Origin of the sequence: Dactylosporangium sp. NPDC000555 (genome assembly GCF_040300025.1) — a bacterium.
GTDB lineage: Bacteria > Actinomycetota > Actinomycetes > Mycobacteriales > Micromonosporaceae > Dactylosporangium.
Map to the genome: position 1 here is coordinate 62,561 of NZ_JBEPDB010000031.1, position 20,397 is coordinate 82,957.

Annotated in this window: 17 protein-coding genes and 1 pseudogene; 3 read left to right on the plus strand and 15 right to left on the minus strand. The window is 76.4% G+C overall.

Annotated features, from left to right (window positions below; genetic code table 11):
• Positions 1-13 precede the first annotated feature (13 nt).
• Positions 14-2,149 (minus strand): Hsp70 family protein, encoded by a 2,136-nt coding sequence (locus ABT297_RS20210; protein WP_350551615.1) that lies wholly within the window; start codon positions 2,147-2,149, stop codon positions 14-16.
• A 191-nt stretch (positions 2,150-2,340) separates the two neighbouring features.
• On the opposite strand from ABT297_RS20210, the gene ABT297_RS20215 reads away from it, so the two are divergent.
• Together ABT297_RS20215 and ABT297_RS20220 are read left to right on the plus strand one after the other, a co-directional pair.
• Entirely contained in the window at positions 2,341-3,477 is a 1,137-nt protein-coding gene (locus ABT297_RS20215) for a sensor histidine kinase (protein ID WP_350551618.1), read from the plus strand.
• A 109-nt stretch (positions 3,478-3,586) separates the two neighbouring features.
• Positions 3,587-4,591: an NAD(P)-dependent alcohol dehydrogenase gene (locus tag ABT297_RS20220; RefSeq protein ID WP_350551621.1), complete on the plus strand. Its 1,005-nt coding sequence runs from the start codon at positions 3,587-3,589 to the stop codon at positions 4,589-4,591.
• 13 nt (positions 4,592-4,604) lie between these two features.
• On the opposite strand, the gene ABT297_RS20225 is transcribed toward ABT297_RS20220, so the two are convergent.
• The gene (locus tag ABT297_RS20225; protein ID WP_350551624.1) at positions 4,605-5,261 is read right to left on the minus strand and encodes a response regulator transcription factor; all 657 of its coding nucleotides are present in this window, start codon (positions 5,259-5,261) and stop codon (positions 4,605-4,607) included.
• On the minus strand, positions 5,249-6,034 hold the full coding sequence (locus tag ABT297_RS20230) for a sensor histidine kinase (RefSeq protein WP_350551626.1): 786 nt from the start codon (positions 6,032-6,034) through the stop codon (positions 5,249-5,251). The genes ABT297_RS20225 and ABT297_RS20230 overlap by 13 nt, the downstream gene beginning before the upstream one ends.
• 208 nt (positions 6,035-6,242) lie before the next feature.
• Here ABT297_RS20230 and ABT297_RS20235 point away from each other — a divergent pair, with 208 nt between their 5' ends.
• Complete coding sequence (locus ABT297_RS20235; RefSeq protein ID WP_350551629.1) at positions 6,243-7,841, plus strand: Rieske 2Fe-2S domain-containing protein; 1,599 nt, start codon at positions 6,243-6,245, stop codon at positions 7,839-7,841.
• On the opposite strand, the gene ABT297_RS20240 is transcribed toward ABT297_RS20235, so the two are convergent.
• The 12 genes and pseudogenes from ABT297_RS20240 to ABT297_RS20295 form a co-directional block, all read right to left on the minus strand.
• Positions 7,783-8,436, minus strand: coding sequence for a sugar transferase (locus ABT297_RS20240; RefSeq protein WP_350551632.1), 654 nt, complete (start codon positions 8,434-8,436; stop codon positions 7,783-7,785). The genes ABT297_RS20235 and ABT297_RS20240 overlap by 59 nt on opposite strands.
• A gap of 3 nt (positions 8,437-8,439) precedes the next feature.
• Positions 8,440-9,477 carry a hypothetical protein gene (locus ABT297_RS20245; protein WP_350551635.1) on the minus strand — a complete coding sequence of 346 codons (1,038 nt, stop codon included), beginning with the start codon at positions 9,475-9,477 and terminating at the stop codon, positions 8,440-8,442.
• A complete protein-coding gene (locus ABT297_RS20250) occupies positions 9,474-10,733 on the minus strand; it encodes an oligosaccharide flippase family protein (protein WP_350551638.1) in 1,260 nt (419 codons plus the stop codon). Before ABT297_RS20250 ends, ABT297_RS20245 begins: the two co-directional genes overlap by 4 nt.
• Positions 10,730-12,010 carry an O-antigen ligase family protein gene (locus ABT297_RS20255; protein WP_350551640.1) on the minus strand — a complete coding sequence of 427 codons (1,281 nt, stop codon included), beginning with the start codon at positions 12,008-12,010 and terminating at the stop codon, positions 10,730-10,732. Before ABT297_RS20255 ends, ABT297_RS20250 begins: the two co-directional genes overlap by 4 nt.
• Positions 12,007-13,143, minus strand: a complete 1,137-nt coding sequence (locus tag ABT297_RS20260) for a phosphotransferase (protein WP_350551643.1) — start codon at positions 13,141-13,143, stop codon at positions 12,007-12,009. The genes ABT297_RS20255 and ABT297_RS20260 overlap by 4 nt, the downstream gene beginning before the upstream one ends.
• Positions 13,140-13,562, minus strand: a complete 423-nt coding sequence (locus tag ABT297_RS20265; RefSeq protein WP_350551646.1) for a hypothetical protein — start codon at positions 13,560-13,562, stop codon at positions 13,140-13,142. The genes ABT297_RS20260 and ABT297_RS20265 overlap by 4 nt, the downstream gene beginning before the upstream one ends.
• Before the next feature lie 9 nt (positions 13,563-13,571).
• The gene (locus tag ABT297_RS20270) at positions 13,572-14,993 is read right to left on the minus strand and encodes an RtcB family protein (RefSeq protein ID WP_350551648.1); all 1,422 of its coding nucleotides are present in this window, start codon (positions 14,991-14,993) and stop codon (positions 13,572-13,574) included.
• On the minus strand, positions 14,984-16,177 hold the full coding sequence (locus ABT297_RS20275; protein WP_350551650.1) for a glycosyltransferase: 1,194 nt from the start codon (positions 16,175-16,177) through the stop codon (positions 14,984-14,986). The genes ABT297_RS20270 and ABT297_RS20275 overlap by 10 nt, the downstream gene beginning before the upstream one ends.
• A gap of 47 nt (positions 16,178-16,224) precedes the next feature.
• Positions 16,225-17,235, minus strand: a complete 1,011-nt coding sequence (locus tag ABT297_RS20280) for a hypothetical protein (RefSeq protein ID WP_350551652.1) — start codon at positions 17,233-17,235, stop codon at positions 16,225-16,227.
• The gene (locus ABT297_RS20285) at positions 17,235-18,722 is read right to left on the minus strand and encodes a polysaccharide biosynthesis protein (RefSeq protein ID WP_350551655.1); all 1,488 of its coding nucleotides are present in this window, start codon (positions 18,720-18,722) and stop codon (positions 17,235-17,237) included. The genes ABT297_RS20280 and ABT297_RS20285 overlap by 1 nt, the downstream gene beginning before the upstream one ends.
• Positions 18,723-18,746: 24 nt before the next feature.
• Complete coding sequence (locus tag ABT297_RS20290) at positions 18,747-19,898, minus strand: DegT/DnrJ/EryC1/StrS family aminotransferase (RefSeq protein ID WP_350551658.1); 1,152 nt, start codon at positions 19,896-19,898, stop codon at positions 18,747-18,749.
• Positions 19,895-20,397, minus strand: a pseudogene (locus tag ABT297_RS20295) (hypothetical protein); the annotation flags it as partial. The gene ABT297_RS20290 and the pseudogene ABT297_RS20295, both read right to left, overlap by 4 nt.

The following is a 20,397-nucleotide window of genomic DNA, read 5'->3' on the forward strand; positions in this document are numbered from 1 at the left end:
CTGGGCGCCGGTGTCAGGGGCGCTGGCCCTCCGGCACGGGGACCAGGCAGTACAGCGCCTCGCCCCTGATGACGAACGGCTGGCCGGCGTCCGGGCAGCGATCGGCGCGCGAGATCTGCTTGGTGATCTCGAAGGCGCCGCGGGCGTCGCAGTCGACCACGGTGGCGCGGTCAGACCTCTGGGCCACGCAGTCGCCGACCCGGAACTCGCGCTCCGGCAGCGAACCCGTCAGCTTCAGCGCCACCAGCGTGCCGGCGCCGAGCGCGACCAGGGCGACGAACAGCGTCAGCCCGGCGCTGACCGCCGGGCGCATCCGCACGCGCCGGTGCGGGCGCGGGCCGGCCGGCTGCGAGCGGGTCCTGGCCCGGGGCCCGGAACCGGTCGGGGGCACGGAACGGTCGGCGAGCGTGAGTCTCGGCGCGGGGAACCGCGGGGCCGGCGAGACCGCGACGTCGGACAGCGGCGGCTCGCCGGCCGGATCGCCCTGGCCGTCGGCGCCCTGGTCGGGCGGGTCCGGCTCCGCGACCGGGCCGCGGCGCGACGAGCGCAGGTATCGCCTCATCACCCGCACGAGGGCGCCGAAGTCGTCGGCCTCGGGCTCCGCGGCGGGTGGCTGCGCAGGGGCCCGCGGCACGGCTTCCGTGATGGCTCGCAGGGTGGCGAGGACGTCCGGTCCGGGCTCGGGGGCGGGAGCCGCCGCGCGCGGCGTGCGGAACCTGGTGGCCATCAGCTCGAGTTCGTCCTCGAACTCGTCGAGCTCCGCACCGGCCGCGCGCAGGCCCGTCCCCGCCGCGCTCAGGTCCGTCGACGCCAGATCCATCTCGCTGCGCAGGCCGGCCAGCTCCCTGGCCGCCGCGACCAGTTCGGCCTTGATGGTGCGGTACTCGGCCTCGGCCGCCCGGCACTCCGCCCGGATCGCGAGCAGTTCCCGCTCGTACCGCCACGGCTTGTCCTGCTCCAGCGTCCAGAGCTCGGCCCGGATCTCCCAGGGCTCGAGCGCCACCGGCCGGGGCGGTGCGGCCGGGGAGCGGGGCGGGGCCGCCACGGTGACGCTCTGGCGCTGCAGCGCCGCCCACGGATCCGCCGGCGGGGGCGCCTCGGGGACGGGGCGCGGCCGGCGCGGTACCAGGGAGGGATCCGCGAGCAGGGCGCCCTCCGCGAGGACGGGGCCTTCCAGGTGTACCGGGAACAGGCCGAGCGTCTCGACCAGCAACTCGGTGACGAGCGGGGTGTGCGCGAGCCCGCCGGTGAGCAGCACGCCGACGGGCTCGGGCCCGCCGGCACCCGCGACGATGGACGTGAGGGCCTGCATCGCGCGACGCAGCGGCGGACGGGCGAGCGACTCGAACTCGGTCCGGGTCAGCGCCATGCCGGAGTCGGCCCACGGTACCGGGATGGTGGCCGCCTTCGACGCGGTGAGCTCCTCACGGCCCTCCCGGGCGCCGTCGAGCAGGGCGCGGTCGAGCAGGGCGCGGCCGGGCTTCCACCGCGAGCCGCTGCGGCGCGCGAAGGCCGAGCCGAGGTGGGCCAGGATCGCGGCGTCGAGGGCCAGGCCGCCGGCCTCGGCGACGGAGGCGGAGGACAGCAGGGCGAACGTGCGGCCGGTGCGCTGCACGACGGCCGCGTCGGCGGAGCCCGCGCCGAGGTCGACGACGGCCACCGAGGCGCCGTCGGGGACGGCGAGCAGCCCGGTCTCCTCGGCGTGCAGCGCGGCGGCGACCGGCTCCGGCACGAGCCGCGCGGGCCGCAGCCCGACCAGCGCCGCGGCGCGTTCCAGCACGGCGATCTGCGGCCGGTGCCAGCCCGCCGGATGGGTCAGGCCGACGCCGGACATCGGCCCGCCCGCGACCCGCCGGGCCGCCCCGCCGACGTGCGTGAGCACCGCGGCGAACAGGCTGCGCACCGGGCACTCGACGCCGCCGAGCACGACCGAGCCCTTGTCGATGGTGCGCCTCGGGTGCGGCTCGAACCGGTCGGGGCTGGCCTCCCCGGCCTCGACCGCGTCGAACCCGGCGACGAAGTGGGGCGCGTTGTCCAGGCACACCGCGGAGGGCTCGAGCAGCAGCTGCTCGCGCCGGCCGTCCGGCCTGGCCAGCACCGCGGCGGTCCGCGCGGTGCCGAAGTCGATGCCGAGGTGGTATCCGCCCACGCGTTCAGGCTAATACGACGAAACCCGCCCAAAGGCCACAGAACGGCGATGACGCAGGGTTCCCGCGACATTGCCGCGGGTGACAATCGCGCCTACCGGCAGGATCTAGGACAAAACGCCCAGCGGTACGGCGCGGCCGGTCGTACTTTGGTCGGATCCGGCGCGGCTGGGCGGCCAATAGAATCGGCGCGATGCTCGCAAGGCTGCGCTCCGTCTGGGACGAGCCGAGTCCGGCCGATCCGCCCGCCCGGATGTGGCGCGACTGGGTGCTCGTCGGCGGCTTCGCGCTCGCCGCCGCCGGCGAGGTGCTGGCCCGGCCCGAGCTGCCGTTTCGCTGGTTCGCGGGCGGCGTGGCGCTCGCGGTACTGCCGACGCTGCTGTGGCGGCGCACCCGACCGCTTCCGGCGGTCGCGTTCGCGTTCGGAGCGTGCGGGCTGGCGCCGCTGGCGACCGGGCACGACCTGGGCCTCAACGCGTTCGTGTTCGTGCTGTTCCTCGGCTACGCGCTGGCGCGCTGGGGCTCCGTGCGCCAGGCCGTCGTCGGCGCCGCGATCATCGTGGCCAAGCTGCTGTTCTCGCTGTCCATGGGGTTCGCGGGGCCGACCGACACGGTCGGCGGCTTCGGCGTCCTGTTCGCGGTGACGGCGCTGGGCGCGGCGCTGCGGTACCGGGCCCGGGCCCGCCTGCGGGAGCTGGACCAGGTGAAGCTGCTCGAGCGCGAGCGGCTGGCCCGCGACCTGCACGACACGGTCGCGCACCACGTGTCGGCGATGATCATCCGCGCCCAGGCCGGCCTGGCCACCGCGCCGATGAACCCGGACGCGGCCACCGACGCGCTGAAGGTCATCGAGGCCGAGGCGTCGCGGGCCCTGGCCGAGATGCGCGGCATCGTGCGGGTGCTGCGCACCGACGGGCCGGCCGAGCTGTCGCCCACCCCGCGCGTGGCGGACCTGCGTGGCCTGGCCGGGCAGCACCGCGTCGGGCCCGCGATTGCCGTGGAGATCTCCGGCGACGTCGACGACCTGCCCACGCCGATCGGCACCGCGATCTACCGGCTGGCACAGGAGTCGGTCACCAACGCCCGGCGGCACGCCCGCAACGCGACCCACATCGAGGTCAGCGTCGTGGCCGACGAGGCCTCGGTGCGGCTGCGGGTCAGCGACGACGGCGAGCCGGCCCCGGCGCGCGCGGCGAGCCCGGGCGGTGTGCCGGGCAGGTTCGGGCTGGTCGGCATGGCCGAGCGCGCGGAGCTGGTCGGCGGCACCTGCGTGGCCGGCCCCGGCCCGATCCGCGGCTGGACGGTCACCGCGGTCCTCCCCCGCGCCTGAGCGAACGAACCCGAACGCGCTCGGTCCGATGGCGCGGCGCCGGAAGTACGAAAACGCTCCGGCCCAAGTACCGATGAACGTGACCGGAAGCGACCGCACCATCGAGGCCATGAAGGCAATCGTTCAGCAACGGTACGGCTCATCGGAAACGCTTCGACTGCTCGACGTCGACCCGCCGGCGCCCGCCGAGGGCGAGGTGCTCGTCCGGGTCCGCGCCGCGGCCGTCAACGCCCGCGACTGGCACATCATGCGCGGCGACCCCTACCTGGCGCGGCTCATGATGCCGTCGATGTTCGGCCGGCACGCGCCCCGCCGGCAGATCCGCGGCAGCGACTTCGCGGGCGTCGTCGAGGCCGTCGGCGCCGGGGTGACCCGCTTCGCGCCGGGCGACGAGGTATACGGCGACCTGCGCGAGGACGACGGCGCGTTCGCCGAGCTCGTCAGGGTGCCGGTCGGCTTCGTCGGGCACAAGCCGGCCGGGCTCACGTTCGAGCAGGCCGCCGCCGTGCCGCTGGCCGGCACGACCGCCCTGGTCGCACTGCGCGACTACGGCCGGGTGCGGGCCGGGCAGCACGTGCTGATCAATGGCGCCTCCGGGGGCGTGGGCACGTTCGCGGTACAGCTGGCGAAGGCGTTCGGCGCGACGGTGACCGGCGTGTGCAGCACCCGCAACGCCGAGCTGATCGCCGAGCTCGGCGCCGACCACGTCGTGGACTACACCCGGGAGGACTTCACCCGCACCGGCGAACGCTACGACGTGATGCTCGACCTCGTCGGCAACCGCACGCTCGGCGAGTGCCAGCGCGTCCTCGCCGGCGACGGCACGCTCGTGCTCGCCGGCGGCGGCATGTCCGGCGGCGGCCGGCCCAGCCTCTTCGGCCCGATGGCGCTGATAACCCGGGCCACGCTCGCCGCCCGGCTGGGCAACCGCCGGATCAGGCCGCTGCCCAACGTGCCGCCGAGCGCGGAGGTCCTGGCCACGCTGCGCGAGTACCTGGAGGCGGGGCAGATCACCCCGGCGGTCGACCGGACCTACCCGCTGCACCGAGCGGCGGAGGCGATGCGGTACCTCGAGATCGAGCACGCCCGCGCCAAGGTCGTCATCACCGCCTGACGGCGGCGTGTGGTCAGCCGGCGATGATCCATTCTCCGGTGGCGGGGTTGATCATGCCGTGCCGGACGGCGGTCGTGGCGGCCTCCAGGCGCGAGTGGGCGCCCAGCTTGGCCAGGACGCTCTGGATGTGGCAGCGCGCCGTCGTCTGGGCGATGCCCAGCATCCGGGCCAGGCCGGCGGTGTCGGCGCCGCGGACCAGCGCGCTGAGCGCCTGCCGCTCGCGGGGCGTGAGGTAGGAGGCGAGGAAGCGCTCGGCCGACCCGGCGTGCCGGGGTGCGCGCGCCGCCGCGGCCCGCCGGGGCAGCATGGACTCGCCCGCGTGGACGCGGTCGAGCAGCGTCACGATCTCGGCGACAGGCCGCCGCTTGTCGGCGACGCCGCGGACACGGTAGGCGCGGGCGGCCGACAGCAGTTCCTCGTCGGTCTGGCCGCACAGCAGCACGATCCGGCTGCGGGGGGCGGCGGCGCGCACGTCGCCCAGCCACCGCACGCCGGTGCCGGCGCCGTAGTCCACGTCGAGCAGACAGAGGTCCACCTCGTGGGCGCGCAGCGCGGCGACCGCCTCCGTGGGGTGGTGGGTCACCGCGACGACGTCCTTGCCGTGGGTGCGCAGCAGGTGCGCCAGGGCGTCGGCGAAGACGACGTGGTCGTCACAGATCAGCAGCCGCACGCGCGCCGCCCGTCACCGGGCGCCGCCGGCAGCCGTAGCCGGATGCAGCAGCCGCCGAGCCGGCCGCGACGGTACTCCAGCTGCCCGGCCCACGCCGTCGCGACCTCCTGCACAATGCCGAGCCCCAGGGAGGCGAGCCCGGGCTCGATCGCGCCGAACCCCGGGCCGTTGTCGTCGATCTCGGCGACGCTCCACCCGTCGGCGGCGAAGACGCGGACCTCGACGCGGCCGGACGCGCCCGTGGCGCGCAGGGCGTTGCCCAGCACGTTGCGCAGCGCCCGCCAGAGCGCCAGGCGGTCGACGTTGGCCCACGCCTCGGCGGCGGTCAGCCGGATGTCGACGGTCGAGGACAACCGCATCGCCTCGACCACCTCGGCGGCCACCAGGTCCAGCCGGACCGGCCGGACGTGCGCCGGCCCGTGCCCGCCGTCGCGCTCCGGCGTGCTCTCCTCGTACGCCCGCTGCAGCTGGTCGAGCCAGCGGGCCTCGCCGAGGATCTGCCGTGCGCGCTTGCGGCTCTCCTCGCCGACGTCGGGCGCGGTGGTGAGCAGCGAGGCCAGCAGCATGATGGTGCCGAGCTCGTGGTGGATGTCGTGGCTGAGCCGGCGGCGGCGGAGCCGGTCCCGCTCGGCGCCGTCCGCGTCCGGCCGAGCGCCCGCCGTCGCGTCGAGCTCCCGGCCGACGGTGCGCAGTGCCGTGTTTCCGGTCGTGTTCCCAGCCGTATTACCGGTCTTCGCGATGGCCTGATCCGGCAGTCGTGGCGATATGACCACTCTCGTTTCCCCCCGAGATACGGTCGCGGGTCCCGCGACCGTCCCCCGATCGTCGCGCCACCGCCCGTACCAGCCTGAACTCTAGTCCATGCGTCCGCGCGGCGGGGCGATGCGGCGTTTCCGCGGGTGACGTACCCTCCAGCCGGCGCAGCGCCGGCTACGTCGTGCGTGTGATGCCGAAACGGGCCGGGACGCCCAGGGTCGTCGTATGCCTGCGGTCACCTTCCTCGGCCATGCCGGCCTGCACGTGCGGGCGCGCCGGTTCCAGCTGCTCGCCGATCCCTGGTTCGCTCGTACCGGCGCGTTTCTCGGCGCCTGGCACCAGTTTCCCCGCAACGACCACCTGGACCGGCCCGGCCTGCTCGACGTGGACTGGGTCGCGGTCTCGCACGAGCACCTCGACCACATGGACCTGTCGGTCCTGTCGCGGCTGCCGCCGCACACCCGGGTGCTCATCCCGCGCTATCCCGGCCCGGCGTTCCGCGAGCGCCTGCGCGCCGCCGGCGTGGCGAGGGTCGTCGAGCTCGAGCCGTGGCGACCGTTCCCCCTCGACGACCAAGGGTCGTGGATCGCCGCCATCCCCGAGCAGTCGCCGATGTGCCACGACTCGGCCCTGCTCGTCGTCGCCGACGGGCACGCGGTCCTCGACTGCAACGACGCCCGGCTGACCGCGGCGCAGGCACGCCGCGCGAAGCATCTGGCGGGCGGCCGGCTCGACCTGATGACCGTGCAGAGCGCGGGCGCGTCCTGGCACCCGATCTGCTACTCGTACCCGCCCGAGGTGCGGGCCCGGATCGAGGCCGAGAAGCGGATCGGCAAGTTCCGCGCGGTACTGCGCCTGGTCCGGGCGACCGGGCCGGAGCTGGCCGTGCCGTTCGCGGGCCCGGCCTGCTTCCTCGACCCGGAGCTGCGGGCGTTCAACGACTCGATCCGCGCCCCGGGCGTCTTCCCGGACAACGAACAGGCCGCCGCGTGGCTGAGCGAGCATCTGCCGGCGCAGCGCTGGGCCTGCTTCCGGCCGGGCGACGTGCTCGACCTGGCGACCGGCGCGGTGGTGCCCGACCCGGTGTCCGCCCGGTTCAGCTACACCGACGGGCTCGAGGAGTACCTCGACCGCTACGCCGCCGATCGGGCCGCCGACCTGGAGCTGGTACGCGCGGGCGCCCCCGAGCCCGGGCCCGGCTTCGGCGCCGTCTTCGCCGCGCACTTCTCGCGGCTCGGCGCGCTGTCGCCCTACTTCCTCGAGCGGATCGGCATGACCGTGCGCTTCCGGGTGACCGGCCCGAACGGCGGCGACTGGGACGTGCGGCTGGACGCCGACGGCGCCCGGGTCGACCTCGCGGGCGGGGCGGCGGCGCCGGAGTACACCTTCACGGTCGCGGGGCGGTGGCTCGCCGCGGTCCTGGCCGGCTCGATCTCCTGGGAGGACCTCCTGCTGTCGCTGCGGCTGACCGCGCACCGCGATCCGGACCGCTACAACGACTACCTGATCGGGCTGCTCAAGCACGCCGAGGAGGGGGCGCTGCGGGCCGTCGAGGCGTACGAGACCGGCCGCGACCACGACGAGCGGATCACGATCCCGGTCGGTGACCGCGTCTTCGTGGTCGGCCGGTACTGCCCGCACGCCGGGGAGGACCTCGCCATCGGCGCCGTCGTGGACGGTAGGACGCTGCACTGCCTGGCCCACAACTTCGCGTTCGACCTGGAGACGGGCGAGTGCCTCAACGCACGCTGCGACCCGCTCCCGGTCAGCGCCGCGGAACGGGGCGCCCCAGCAGGTGCCGGACCGTATCGCCCAGCACCCTGAGGGTGGCGGCCAGGGTCGGGGCGGCGAGGAACGCCGCCTCGATCGCGGTCCGCGCCGGGACGATCCGGGTGAGGTACCGCTGCGTCGTGCCCTCCTCCGCGACGCCGAGCACGTCGGCGTCGCGGAGGCGCACCTGGGCCGGTCCGGTCAGCCCGGGCCGGTGCTGGAGCACCCAGCGGCACTCGGGCGGGTACTGCCGGGCGAGCGCGGGGGTCTCCGGCCGCGGCCCGACGAGCGTCATCTGCCCGCGGACCACGTGCCACAGCTGTGGCAGCTCGTCGAGGGACGTGCGGCGCAGGAAGCCGCCGAGCCGGGTGACCCGGGGATCGCCGGCCGTGGTGAGGTCCGGCCCGGGCGGCCCGGTGCGCATCGAGCGCAGCTTGTAGAGCACGAACGGGCGCTCCCGCTCGCCGAGCCGGACCTGGCGGAACAGCGCCGGCCCGCGGCTGTCCAGCCGCACGGCCAGCATCAGCATCAGCAGCGGTACGCCGGCCAGCAGCAGCCCGACGCCGCCGGCGAGCAGGTCCAGCAGCCGCCGGGCGGGCCTCAGGCGGGTGTGGGCCGGGGCGGGCCGGGTGCGGTCGTCGGTCGTCATTGCTCAACCCGTCCCGGCTGCGAGGAACACGTCGGTGAACACCTTGGCCAGCATCGCGAGATCGGTCTGCAGGTCGGTCTCGAGCGACGAGGGCGAGAGGTGCGTGAACAGGCGGGCCCCCGCGGCGCGCCGCTGCAGCAGCCCCTCCCACAGGGCGTTGCCGCGCAGCCCCGGGTCGAGCAGGCGGTACGTCTCGCCCTGGTACTGCTGGCGCCAGGTCCACACGTCGACGGCGGCGGCGCCCTGCCGTCGCGGGATGTCGACGAACGTGGTGAGGCTCGGCCCCGCGTCGGTCCCGGCGTAGGCACCCGGATGGGCCAGGGCCTTGCGCGCCTGCAGCGTCACCGACCCGTCCCAGCCGCGCCGCTGCGCCTCCGCCCACGCCGCCCGCTGGGCGGTGTCCTGGTCGACGCCCCAGCCACGGTACGTCGCCGGCGCCAGCAGCCCGGTCGAGAGGTCCACGACGTCGACCCGGCGGGAGCGCAGGTACCCGTCGACGGCGTCGGCCGTCAGCTGCGGGTACCGCGCGCGGGCCTGACCGGCGCAGGCCGCCGCGCCGCCCGGGGGCGCGGGGCGGCCCGGCAGGCAGCCCAGCTCGGGCACCAGGAGGTCGATGAGCAGCCGCTTGCCGGGCGCGGCCGCGTGCAGCGCCTCGGCGGCGGCGTCGAGGAACCGCTGCACCTGCTCCGCGGAGTCGAGCCCGTCGTGGTAGCCGAGCTCGTCGGCGATCTTGATGCCGGCCACGCCGGGCCGCGCCGCGAGCCGCGCGATCGCCGCCACGGCGCCGCGGAACGAGTCCGGCCCGGCCAGCCAGCGCTTGACCAGGTCAGATTCGAGCCAGACGGTCAGCCCGAGCTGGTGCGCGGCGGTCACCGCGGCCGCGTACCGGTCGCCGCTGGTGCCGACGACCGGCGCCTGCGACGGTACCCAGGACGCGACGGGCGGCCCGGGCGGGCTCGACGCCGGTCGCAGCGCCAGCGCGGTGCCGGCGGCGGCCAGCAGTACCCCCGCCGCGCCGATCAGGATCGTTCGTCTTCTCACGGTCCGCTCCTGCGGGTCAGGGCGAAGCACGCCAGCAGCGTCGCGACGGTCAGCAGGTAGGCGACGCTCGACGCGACGGCCGCGCCGACCACCCCGTGCCGCGGGATCAGCAGCAGGTCGCCGGCGACGGTGACGGCGACCCCGATGCCGACGGCCAGCGAGGTGAGCCCCGGCCGCCCGACGCCGTACAGGTAGGCGGTGACCACGCCCGCCACGCCCTCGCCGATGAGGCCGCCCAGCAGGATCCACACGGGCACCACGGCGCCGCCGAAGCCGGGGCCGTACAGCAGGGGCAGCAGGGTGCCGGCGGCCAGCGCCAGCGGGATCGCGGCCAGCGCGGTCAGCCCGGCCGCCGGGGCGAGCAGCGCCCGGGTGCGGGCCCGGGCATCGCGCCCGTCCCGCGCGGCGAAGGCCGGGTAGAGCACGTAGTTGACCGCCTGACCGGGCAGCCGCAGCAGCTCGGCGTACTTGCTGGCGACCGCGTAGACGCCGAGCGTCGCGGGGCCGGCCAGCGCGCCGAGGACGGCGACGTCGAGGCGCAGGTTGACCAGTGCCAGGATGCCGCCCAGCTGGCCGCGCCAGCCGTAGCCGCAGATCTGGCGGCCCAGCCGGTGACTCGGCCGGCCCCAGCCGGCGAAGAAGCCGAGGCGGCGCAGGCGCACGGCGATGACGACCGCCACTGCGGCGTCGGCGGCGGCGAGGGCCCACAGCAGCGTCCAGACGCCCGCGCCGAACGGCAGCAGGGCGAGGTACAGCGGCAGGAAGACGGCCTCCTCGCCGACGATGGCCGCGTTGGCGCCGGGCAGGTCGCCGGACCCCTGCAGCAGCGCCTTGCCGACCGCGACGAACAGCTGGGTGAACACGGCCACCGCCGCGGCCGCCACCATGGGCGCGCCCCAGGACTGGAAGAACACCAGGCGCAGCGCGGGGGTGAGCGCCAGCCAGCCCGCCGCGGCGGCGGTGGCGCCGAGCCAGGTGAGCGCGACGAGGGTCGGGCGCAGCCGCGGGTCGGCGGAGCGGCTGCCGAGGAAGAACGGCGCGGCGCCCGGTAGCCCGGCGGCGGCGACCACGCCGGCCAGCCCGGGCAGCACGCGCAGCAGGGTGAACGCGCCGACCTGGTCCGGCCCGCCGGTGCGGGCGACCAGGACGGTGGCCGCGGCGAGGGAGATCAGGGCGCCGAGCCGGGCGACCAGGTTGCCGGCGACGAGTCGCCGGGCGCGCACCCGCCGGGGCGCCGGGGTGACGAGCGCGGTCATCGCCGCCGCCCGGACAGCTCGAGGGCGGCGATGAGCCCGAGCACGGCCCAGACGTGACGGAAGTGCAGCACCTCGTAGATGAACCCGGACAGGCCGATCGCGACCGCCGCCGCGGCGAGCAGCTCCGGCCGGGGCACGACCGCGCGGTGCTGCGGCCCCACCCCGTCGGCGGCGCTGATCCGGCGGGCCCGCACGGCGACCGCGGCGACGAGCAGGGCGAGCGCGATCCCGCCGAGCGCGCCGCGCTCGAGGACGGCGGCGAGGTAGTCGTCGTGGGCCTCCTTGACGTAGGGGGCCTGGCCGGCCCGCAGCGCCGCCTCCGTGCTCGCCGGGCCGATGCCGAAGGGGTTCGGTGCCTCCAGCCACAGCCGGGCGGTCTCGGCCGCCACGGTGGAGCGGCTGCCGCTGCTCTGCGCCTCCCGGCCCAGCGAGTCGCGAATCCAGGGGGAGGACTGCTCGGTCCGGTCCACCCAGCCCGTGACGTCCGCCGTGGACACGACGGCGACGGCGCCGAACGCGAGCACGGTGGCGGCCGCCAGCGCCACCATCGCCCCGCGCCGGCGGGCCAGCGCGAACAGCCCGCCCAGGGCGGTCGCGACCAGCATGGCGAGGATCCCGCCGTTGGACAGGGTCAGCAGGACCGCGGTGACGACGACGGCGCACGCGAGCCGGCGCGCCCACGCGGGCCGCGGGCGGCGAGCGGCCCGCATGACCAGCAGCGCGCACACGAAGTAGCTCGCGGCGAGGTTCGGATCGCCGAGGGTGAGGGAGGCGCGGACACCGTCGCGCTCGGTGATGCCGCTGAGCCAGGGTACCCCGGCCAGCTCGCCGATGATCATCAGCGCGGCCCAGCCGGTGGCGCTGTACGCCCAGGCACGGCACAACACGTCCAGCGCCCGGTGGTCCCGGCCGATGGTGGCGATCGCCGCGGCCCAGGCGAACACGAACAGGTCCTGGGCGAGCGCGACCGTGCCCCGCCAGACGACGCCCGCCTGCCCGCCGTTGACCGTGGCCGCGACCGCGCCGGCGGCCATCGCCAGGCCGACCGGCAGCGCGTACGGCAGGCGAATCGGCAGCGCGAGCGCCGACGCCCGGACGGTGCCGGCGAGCATGGCGGCGAGCAGCGCCAGGTCGACCAGGCCGCTGTTGCCCGGCCCGGAGGGGCGCAGCAGCGGCAGGCTCACGACGGCCGCCGAGACGAGCACGTGCAGCAGCCGCCAGCGCGCGGGCCGACCGGCCACCGGAGCGGGGCGCGGGACGGCGGCGGTCGCGGTCACCGCAGCGCCCCGGCCGCGTCGGCCACGCCGGTCGGCTCGTCTCCGCGCGATTCGTCCCCGGGCGCCCCGACGCCCGGCGCGGGCAGATCGGGCGGATCGGCCGGGCCGTCCGCGCCGCCGGATCCGCCCGAGAGTTCGACGAGCAGGTTCAGATGGTCCCGGGCGAATCCCGGATGGTCGGCCGTGGCGGCGACGTCGGCGACCCCGGCGAGCAGCACGTCGCGCCAGCGGCCACCGTCGGCGCCGAGCCGCTGCAGGGCGCCGGACACGTGCTCCCGCACCAACGCGCCGAACCAGCCCCGCCCGGCCGCCGCGTGGGCGATGCCGGCGCCCCAGCGGTCGGCGCGCAGGCCGCGGTGGCCGGGCACGCGGGCACCGGGGGCCACGTGCCGGTCGAGGTACAGCGCGTAGCTGACGGCGAAGCGGGCGACGTCGCGCAGCGGCTCGCCGGCCGGCCGCCCGCACTCCCAGTCCACCACCCCGACGACCCGCCCCCGGTCGACCAGCAGGTTGCCGAACCAGTAGTCGCCGTGCACCACGGTCCGCGGCGTGCGCTCGACGGCGAGACGGCACGCCGCCGCAGCCAGGCGCTGGTGCGCCGCCGGGAGGCCCGGATGATCCGGGAACCGGCGCCGGATCGCGTCGAGGGCGTCGGCCAGCAGCGTGACCGGGGCCGGCGGGCCGGCGGTGCGCCGCTGCAGCTCGGCCAGCCAGTCGCCGGCGGCCCGGAAGTCGGCCCCGACGCTGCGCCGTCGCGCGGTGTGCCGCCAGCCGTGGTAGCCGACCGCCATCGGCGTGCCCAGCAGCGCCGTGCACGCCAGCGCGGGCAGGCCGCGGTGGCCGAGGTAGCCCAGCGGCCGGGGCAGCGTCGTGGCCAGCCGGCCCAGGCCGAGCCCGGCCAGGCGCCCCAGGAGGGCACCCTCCCGCCGTACCACCCGCGCCGCGGCCATGGTGGTCGGCACCTTGACGACGAACGAGGGCCCGTAGTCGTCGAGCAGGACCACGGTGAGCTTCGCGTTCGGGTCCCGCGAGCCGGCCAGCAGCACCGCGCTGGTGCCCGGCCGGCGCAGCAGCCAGTCCAGCCGCGGCGGCACGGGCGCCCGCGGGGCGTCCTGCGCGGCCGGCGTCGTCATCGCGCCCCGATCATGAGCCGCTCGCCGGCCGGCACCCGGGCCAGCAGCCCCGGGAACCGCCGCACCAGCCGCACCGCGGTCCACAGTGGAGCGTGCAACCGGCGCACGCCGCTGGGCACGGTGAGCACGCACCGCGCGGTCCAGCGCAGCGAGCCGGGCGTCACCCGGGTCAGCGTGACCGGCTCGGCCAGCGACGGCAGGGCCACGTACTCGGCGCGGATCCGCATCCCGGCGCGCCGGGCGACCCGCCGCAGCCGCCGCCCGCCGACGAGCACCACCTGGGTACCCGCGGGCAGGGCGCGGACCTGCCGCACCGCGTCCCGGCGCCGCGCGACGCGCACTATCACCGCGCCGTGCGGCACCAGCAGGCACCAGCGCTGGTCGAGGCCGCGCGGTGCGTCGCGTTGTACACCCGGCATCGGATCTCCTCAGTTCAGTACCGCGAGGGGGCGCAGCCGGGCGACCGGCCGGACCAGGCCGTGGTCCACCAGCACGCGCAGCGCCGCGTTGACACCGTTGTCGTCGAGGTGGCGCACCCGCGCGGGGGCGGCGTCGTCGTAGCCGAAGCGCAGGGTCTCGTGCCCGGCGGGATGCGGGCCGGAGAGTCCCCGCTCGGCGAAGCCGGAGACCAGGGTGCCCGCGCCGTGGCAGGCGGAGTGCAGGCTGTCGGCCGCGTCCGGCCCGGCGACCGCCAGGTACGAGGAGGTCCGGTGGGTGCCGGGCAGCAGCACCGCCTGGCCCGTGGCGGCGAACACCGTGCCCGGCGGGCAGCGCCACGCCGGGTAGGCGCGGCAGGCGTTGTGCCGGTGCACGACCGCCGTCGCGCCGCGGACCTCCTCCTCGTAGATGGAGTTGTGCGGCGAGTCGACGACCAGGCGGCCGCCGCTGCCGCCGAAGACCGTCGCGGCGATGCGGCGCAGCGCGGCATAGGTGGCCATCCGGAAGGCGAAGCCGTAGTTCATCGCGGCCGCGTTGGCCAGCATCAGCCGCTGCCCCTCGTCGCTGTCGCGGTGCACCGGGGGGCAGCCGCCGGTGAAGTACAGCGACAGGCGCTCCCGCAGCTGCCGGTACGAGCGCGCGGTCGCCAGGTGGAACAGCGGCTTCTGCACCGCCATCGCCATCCGCAGCTGGCGCGGGTAGTGCCGGCGGCGGCCGAACAGCGCGCCGATCTCGCCGGTGAGCACGCCGCCGCCGGCGTGGTACTGCAGCGTCAGCTGCCCCTGCCGTACGCCCAGCAGCTCGGCCGTGCGCTCGTCGAGGACCTCCTCGACGACCTGCAGCTCGACGAAGTGGTTCGACGGGCCGACCGTGCCGAAGCGCAGCCGGGCGAGCTGATAGGCCAGCCCGGGCAGCTCCCGCGCCAGCCGCTCGGCGCCGCCGTAGCGGTCGAGGCCGAGCCGGCCGGACTCCTCCACCCGGGTCAGCTCGGCGGCGTCGACCTCGAACCGTTCGGCGGCGAAGTAGGCGCCGTCCACCGCCGCGCGCCGCACCTCGTGCGCGGAGAGCTCCCGCAGGTTGCGCGCCGGATAGGGGTAGCGCTCCCGGACCCGCCGGTAGAACTCGGTGATGCCGGACGGGCCGGGCCGCTCGCAGTCCAGCGTCAGCAGCGCCATCCCGCAGTTCACCGACGCCGAGGTGAGCGTCGGGCGGATCGTGCCGACCGTCGCGACCGCCACCGACGAGGGGAGCTCCAGGTTGGACTTGTGGTGGAAGTCCGGCAGCACCACCGGCGGCGCGGCGAGGTCGGCCGCGCCGGCCTGGGACACCACCTCGGCGAGGGCGGCCTCGTCGGCCGGCAGGTCCGGGCCGTCGAAGACCGTCGGCGCACGGCCGATCAGGTTCAGTTCCACGCGATGCTCCAGCGGTAGGTGTGATCGAGTACGGCGCCCAGCGCCTCGGGTGTGTAGCGCCCGCCGAGCCGGTCGCGGGCGGTGGCGGCCATCCGCGCGGCCTCGACCGGCTCGTCGAGCAGGTATCGGATGGCCCGGCCGAGCAGCCCGGCGTTCTCCGGCGGGACCAGCAGGCCCGTCTCGCCGGGCACGACGACGTCGGGCACCGCGTTGACCGCGGTCGCCGCCACCGGCACCCCGGCGCCGACGGCCTCGATGAGCGCGCAGGGCAGCCCCTCGTACCGGCTGGCCAGCGCGAACACGTCGAAGGCCGGCAGCAGCTCGGCGACGTCGTCGCGATGGCCCAGCAGGCGGAACCGGCCGGCCACGCCGCGCTTGGCCGCGCGCGCCAGCAGCCGCCCGCGCAGCGGCCCGTCTCCGATCCACACGCCCCACACGTCGTCGCCGGTCTCGGCGAGCGCGTCGATCCACAGCTCCGGCGCCTTCTGGTAGTCGACCCGGCCGACGGTGCCAACCAGCCGGACGCCCGGCGGCAGCCCGAGCCGGCGGCGGGCCAGCCCCCGGGACCACGGGCCGGGCTCGGCGTCGCGGCCCGCGACGGCCGGCGGGATGGTGCGGATGAGCTCCGGCGGGGCGAGCCCGAGCCGGATCGCCTGCGCGGCGACCGCGCCGCCGACGGCGAGGAAGGCGTGCGTACGCCGGGACAGGTGCCGCTCCGCGCGCACGTACGCGGCCCGCAGCCAGCGCGCCTGGAAGTCGTGGAACGGGAAGCCGTGGAAGGTGTGCACGATGCGGGCCGCGCGGGTCCGCGACGCCGCGATGCGGCCCAGCGCGCCGGCCTTGGCGCTGTGCGTGTGGACGACGTCGTAGCCGCCCTCGGTCAGCAGCCGGGTCAGGGTCCGCAGGGCGGCGGCGTCCTGGCGCGGGGAGATCTGCGGTACCAGGGTGGACAGCCGCATCACCTGTAGGCCCGCCTTGAACGCGTCGAGCAGCAGGTCGCCCGCCGGGGCGTCGTTCACCGCCTCGGCCCCGCTGAGCACCGCCGGCTCCGCGGGGCCGCGCGCCTCCCCCGCGGTGATCCCCTGGCCGCCGGCGATGAAGGTGACGTCGTAGCGGTCCGGATCGAGGGCCAGCGCCCCGCGCAGGGCGACCCCGCCGGCGCCCGCCGCCATGCGCGTGATCACCGTCGCTACCCTGAGCCGTCCGCCGTCCACTGTGAGCTCCCCCGTTGTCACGCTGTGACTCCCCCTCGCATCGCCAGGCCGCACAGGCTCGCGGCCGACACCGAATCGCCGTCGCCGACCCGCACCCGCAGGCACGGCAGCCGCCGTGCGTAGCCCGCGGCGATCGCCTCGATCGGCGGGTGCGCCGGACCGAGACCGGTCGCCAGCGCGAGGGTCGCCGCGAACGCCCAGAACCGGCGCAGCTCGCCGGCGGCGTACGTGCCGGCGACCAGGGCCCGCGCCGCCTCGTCCGGCGCGAGCCGGCCGACCTCGGTCCGTGGGCCGCGCTCGAGCACGACCAGCCGGTCGGGCTCCAGCACCGGCTCGCGGGCGGCCACGGGCAGCTCGAACCGGCCGTGCGACGTGCCGGCGCGCGGCCCGCGCGGGGCGGGCCCGTCGAGGCGCAGCGGCTCAGCGACGCCGAAGCAGCGCGTTTCGTCGGCGCAGCACAGGTTGTCGGCAGTGGCCACCGCCCCGGCGTCGAGGGCCCGGCGCAGCAGGGTCGACTTGCCCACCCCGCCGGGCCCGGCCAGCAGCGGCGTGGCCGGGCCGCCAGGGCCACCAGGACCGCCGCGCAGCACGCAGGCGTGCAGCGGGACCCGGCCCCGCCGGCCGGCCCGCCACAGCACCGGGTAGTGCACCAGGATCTGCCCGGCCAGCAGCCCGAACCGCGCGCCCAGCAGCAGGTTGACGGCCCGCAGCGACCCGCCCGGCCGGTACCGCGCCAGGATCTCCAGCGGCTCGCCGGCGGTCACCAGCAGGTCGAACCCGGATCCGCATGCGTTGACCAGCACGGTCGTGACCCGGTCGGTCCAGGCCCCGCGGGTCACCTGGCGCAGGCCGAGCAGGGGCAGCGCCGTCGAGCCCGCCTCGATCCGCAGCCGGATCGTGGGCGGGCCGGTGGTCTCCCGCGGCGGCGCGGTGGGGCCGGCGGCGCCGAGCGCACGGGCGACCAGCCGGGCCGCCCACGGCAGCTCGGTCTCGACGTCCAGCACCTCGCCGGCGGTGTGGTAGCGCATCAGAACCCGTCCGGGTACGGGCCGGCGACGCTCGCGGCGGTCTGCGGGTGCGCCGTGCGCCGGTACTCCGGCAGCAGCCGCCGCAGCAGCGCCAAGGTCTCCGGCTCGTCGTTGTCGTCGGCCGCGGCGTACAGCCGGCCGAGCATGGCCGGCAGGCCCGGTGGTACCTCGCTGGTACGGGTGGCCCAGATCTTCGGGTGCGCGGTGGCCACGCGCACCTCGGAGTCGGAGAAGACCTTCTCGTTGAGCTTCTCGCCCGGCCGCAGGCCGGTGAACCGGATCGTCACCTCGGGCAGGTGCACGGCCTCGGCGTAGCGGTGCACCAGCTCGACGATCGGCACCGGCTCGCCCATGTCGAGCACGAACGTCTCCGCGTACTCGGCCATCGAGACCGCCTCGAGCACCAGCCCGACCGCCTCCTCGATGGTCATGAAGAACCGGGTGACGTCGGGGTGCGTGACGGTGACCGCCTGCGCCTTGGCCAGCTGGTCGGCTAGCACGCTCAGCAGCGACCCGCGCGAGCCCAGCACGTTGCCGAACCGCACCGACGCCACGCAGGTGGGACCGCCGGCCGCCGCCTGCACCACGATCTCGGCCAGCCGCTTGGTCGCGCCGAGCACCGAGACGGGGTCGGCCGCCTTGTCGGTCGAGATGAGCACGAAGCGCGACGTGCCGTGCCGCACCGCGAGGTCCACCAGGTCCTGGGTACCGCGGACGTTGGTCTTCACGGCCTCGCAGGGGTGGCGCTCCAGCAGGGGCAGGTGCTTGTGCGCCGCGGCGTGGAAGACGATGTCCGGTCGCGTCGTGGCGAACACCTGCTCCAGCCGGCGCCGGTCGCGGATGTCGGCGATGATGATCTCGTTGGAGTCCAGGACTCCCGACCCGGTGATCTCCAGGTGCAGCCCGTGCAGGTTCGACTCGTCGTGGTCGAGCAGGTACAACGCGGCGGGCCCGAAGCCGCGGATCTGCCGGCACAGCTCGGAGCCGATCGAGCCGCCGGCGCCGGTGACCAGCACCCGCCGGCCGCTGATCAGCGCCCGCGCTCGCTGGGAGCTGACGTGGATCTCGTCGCGACCGAGCAGCTTGCCCACCTCGACCCCGCGCAGGTCCGACAGGCGCATGTCGCGCTCGACGGCGGCCAGGAACGACGGCAGGTGGCGCACCAGCAGCCCGGCGGCGACCGTCCGGTCGATCAGCTGCGCGATGCGCGGCGGCGGCAGCGAGGGGATGGCCACCAGCGCGGCACGCGCCCCGGTGATCCGGGCCGCCCTGGCCACGTCGTCCAGCCGGCCCATCACCGGCAGTCCCGCGGCCCGGCGCAGCCTCGGGTTGTCATCCAGGAAGCCCACCGGGCGCAGCCCGTATCCGGGCGCGGTGCGCAGCGCCCCCACGAGGGTGCGGCCGGCGTGACCCGCGCCGAGGACAAGGGTGGCCAGCCCATCCGCTTGTCGGTGATCACGGGCCGTCGATGTTCTGCGCCAGTTCACGAGGGGGTTACCTCCGGTTCGGTGTCATGCGAGCAGCTCGGCCAGGCGGCCGGTGACGACGTCGACTGCATCGGGCGTCAGGTCCGGGTACAGCGGCAACGAGAGCAGCTGCGCGCCGACGCGGTCGGTGACCGGGAGGGCGGCACGCTCGTCGGGACCGAACAACGCGGCGAACCCGGTGAGCCGGTGCACCGGGATGAAGTGCACCGACGTGCCGATGCCTACCTCGGACAGGCCGGCGATGACCGCGTCGCGTTCGCGGACCCGCACCTGGTACAGGTGCCAGGCGTGCCCGGGGTCCCGCCGCGGCAGCCGAACCAGCGGTGCGAGCGCCGCGTCGTAGCGTGCCGCCAGCTCGGCCCGCCGCCGCTGCCAGCCGGGCAGGGCGGCCAGCTGGGCGCGGCCGATCGCCGCCTGCAGGTCGGTGAGGTTCGCCTTGAATCCCAGCTCCGCGACGTCGTAGCGCCACGAGCCGCCGGGCAGGTAGCGCCGCCACGCGTCGCGGGTCATCCCGTGCAGCCGGGCGGAGCGCAGCCAGGCCGCCAGGTCGCCGTCGTGGGTGGCGATCGCGCCGCCCTCACCGATCGGCAGGTTCTTGGTCGCGTAGAAGCTCAGGCAGGTCGCGTACGGCGCGCGCGAAGGGTCGTCGGCCCGCCCGACCGCACCGCCGGGCCCGTGGGCGGCGTCGACCACGATCCGCCCCACCGGCAGTCCGGCGGCGTCGGCCAGCGCGGCGTGGTCGGCCGGATATCCGCCGAGCGGGCACACCACCATCGCCGCGGGCTTGCCGGCCCGGCGCACGGCCGCGGCGACCGTCGCCGGGCTCGGCACCAGGGTGTCCTCGTCGACGTCGACGAGCACCGGGCGGCACCCGGCGTGCACGATCGCGGCCACGGCGCCGCAGAACGTCAGGCTCGGGGTCAGCACGGGGGCGCCGGGAGCCGGCCGCAGCGCCCGCAGGCTCAACTCGATCGCCTGCGTGCAGGAGGCGACGGCCACCACGTACGGCTGGCCGAGGTACGCGGCGAGCTCGGCCTCGAACGCGCCGCACTCGGCGCCGGTGGTGATCCAGCCCGAATCGAGGACCCGCAGCGCCGCCTCGCGGGCGGCGCCGGTGAACGAGGGTACGGCGAAGGGCACCGCCGTGGTGGTCGTGGCGGTCATCGCGGCGGTCATCGCGCGCCCCCGTCCTCGACCACGCCGAGCAGGTGCCAGCCCGAGGCGGCCGCCAGGTCGCGGATCCGGTCCACCGCCCGCATCCGGGCGTGGCGGCCGGCCAGCACCACCACGCCGATGCGCCCGTCCTCGGCGGCCGGGTCGAGCTCCTCGAGCGCGCAGACGCGCTGGAGCCGCGCCGGGCGGTCGGGTCTGGCGCCGGTTTCGCCGGAGGGCTCGGCCAGGGCCGGGGTCACGGCCGGGGCGGCGGCGAACGACTCGGCGGCGGGAGCCTGCACGGGAATCGCGATGCGGGCCGGCACGGCCGCGGGGCGCAGCGCGGCCGCCTCGATCCGGTCGACGACCGCCGGGCCGATCGGCGGGCCGCCGGGCCGCGCCAGGACGACGGCGGAGACGTTCGCGCGGCCCGCGGCCAGCCGGATCCCGCGGCCGAGGGCGGGCCCGACCCCCGCGTCGGCGGAGAGCCGGCCCCGCCCCGGGGCCCCCAGAACTCGCCCGC

Bases quoted from the DNA above. Each gene is read 5' to 3' on its own strand.
- ABT297_RS20215 (WP_350551618.1), top strand. From the start codon at position 2,341: ATGCTCGCAAGGCTGCGCTCCGTCTGGGACGAGCCGAGTCCGGCCGAT.
- ABT297_RS20220 (WP_350551621.1), top strand. From the start codon at position 3,587: ATGAAGGCAATCGTTCAGCAACGGTACGGCTCATCGGAAACGCTTCGA.
- ABT297_RS20235 (WP_350551629.1), top strand. From the start codon at position 6,243: ATGCCTGCGGTCACCTTCCTCGGCCATGCCGGCCTGCACGTGCGGGCG.
- ABT297_RS20240 (WP_350551632.1), bottom strand. From the start codon at position 8,436: ATGACGACCGACGACCGCACCCGGCCCGCCCCGGCCCACACCCGCCTG.
- ABT297_RS20250 (WP_350551638.1), bottom strand. From the start codon at position 10,733: ATGACCGCGCTCGTCACCCCGGCGCCCCGGCGGGTGCGCGCCCGGCGA.
- ABT297_RS20260 (WP_350551643.1), bottom strand. From the start codon at position 13,143: ATGACGACGCCGGCCGCGCAGGACGCCCCGCGGGCGCCCGTGCCGCCG.
- ABT297_RS20265 (WP_350551646.1), bottom strand. From the start codon at position 13,562: ATGCCGGGTGTACAACGCGACGCACCGCGCGGCCTCGACCAGCGCTGG.
- ABT297_RS20280 (WP_350551652.1), bottom strand. From the start codon at position 17,235: ATGCGCTACCACACCGCCGGCGAGGTGCTGGACGTCGAGACCGAGCTG.
- ABT297_RS20290 (WP_350551658.1), bottom strand. From the start codon at position 19,898: ATGACCGCCGCGATGACCGCCACGACCACCACGGCGGTGCCCTTCGCC.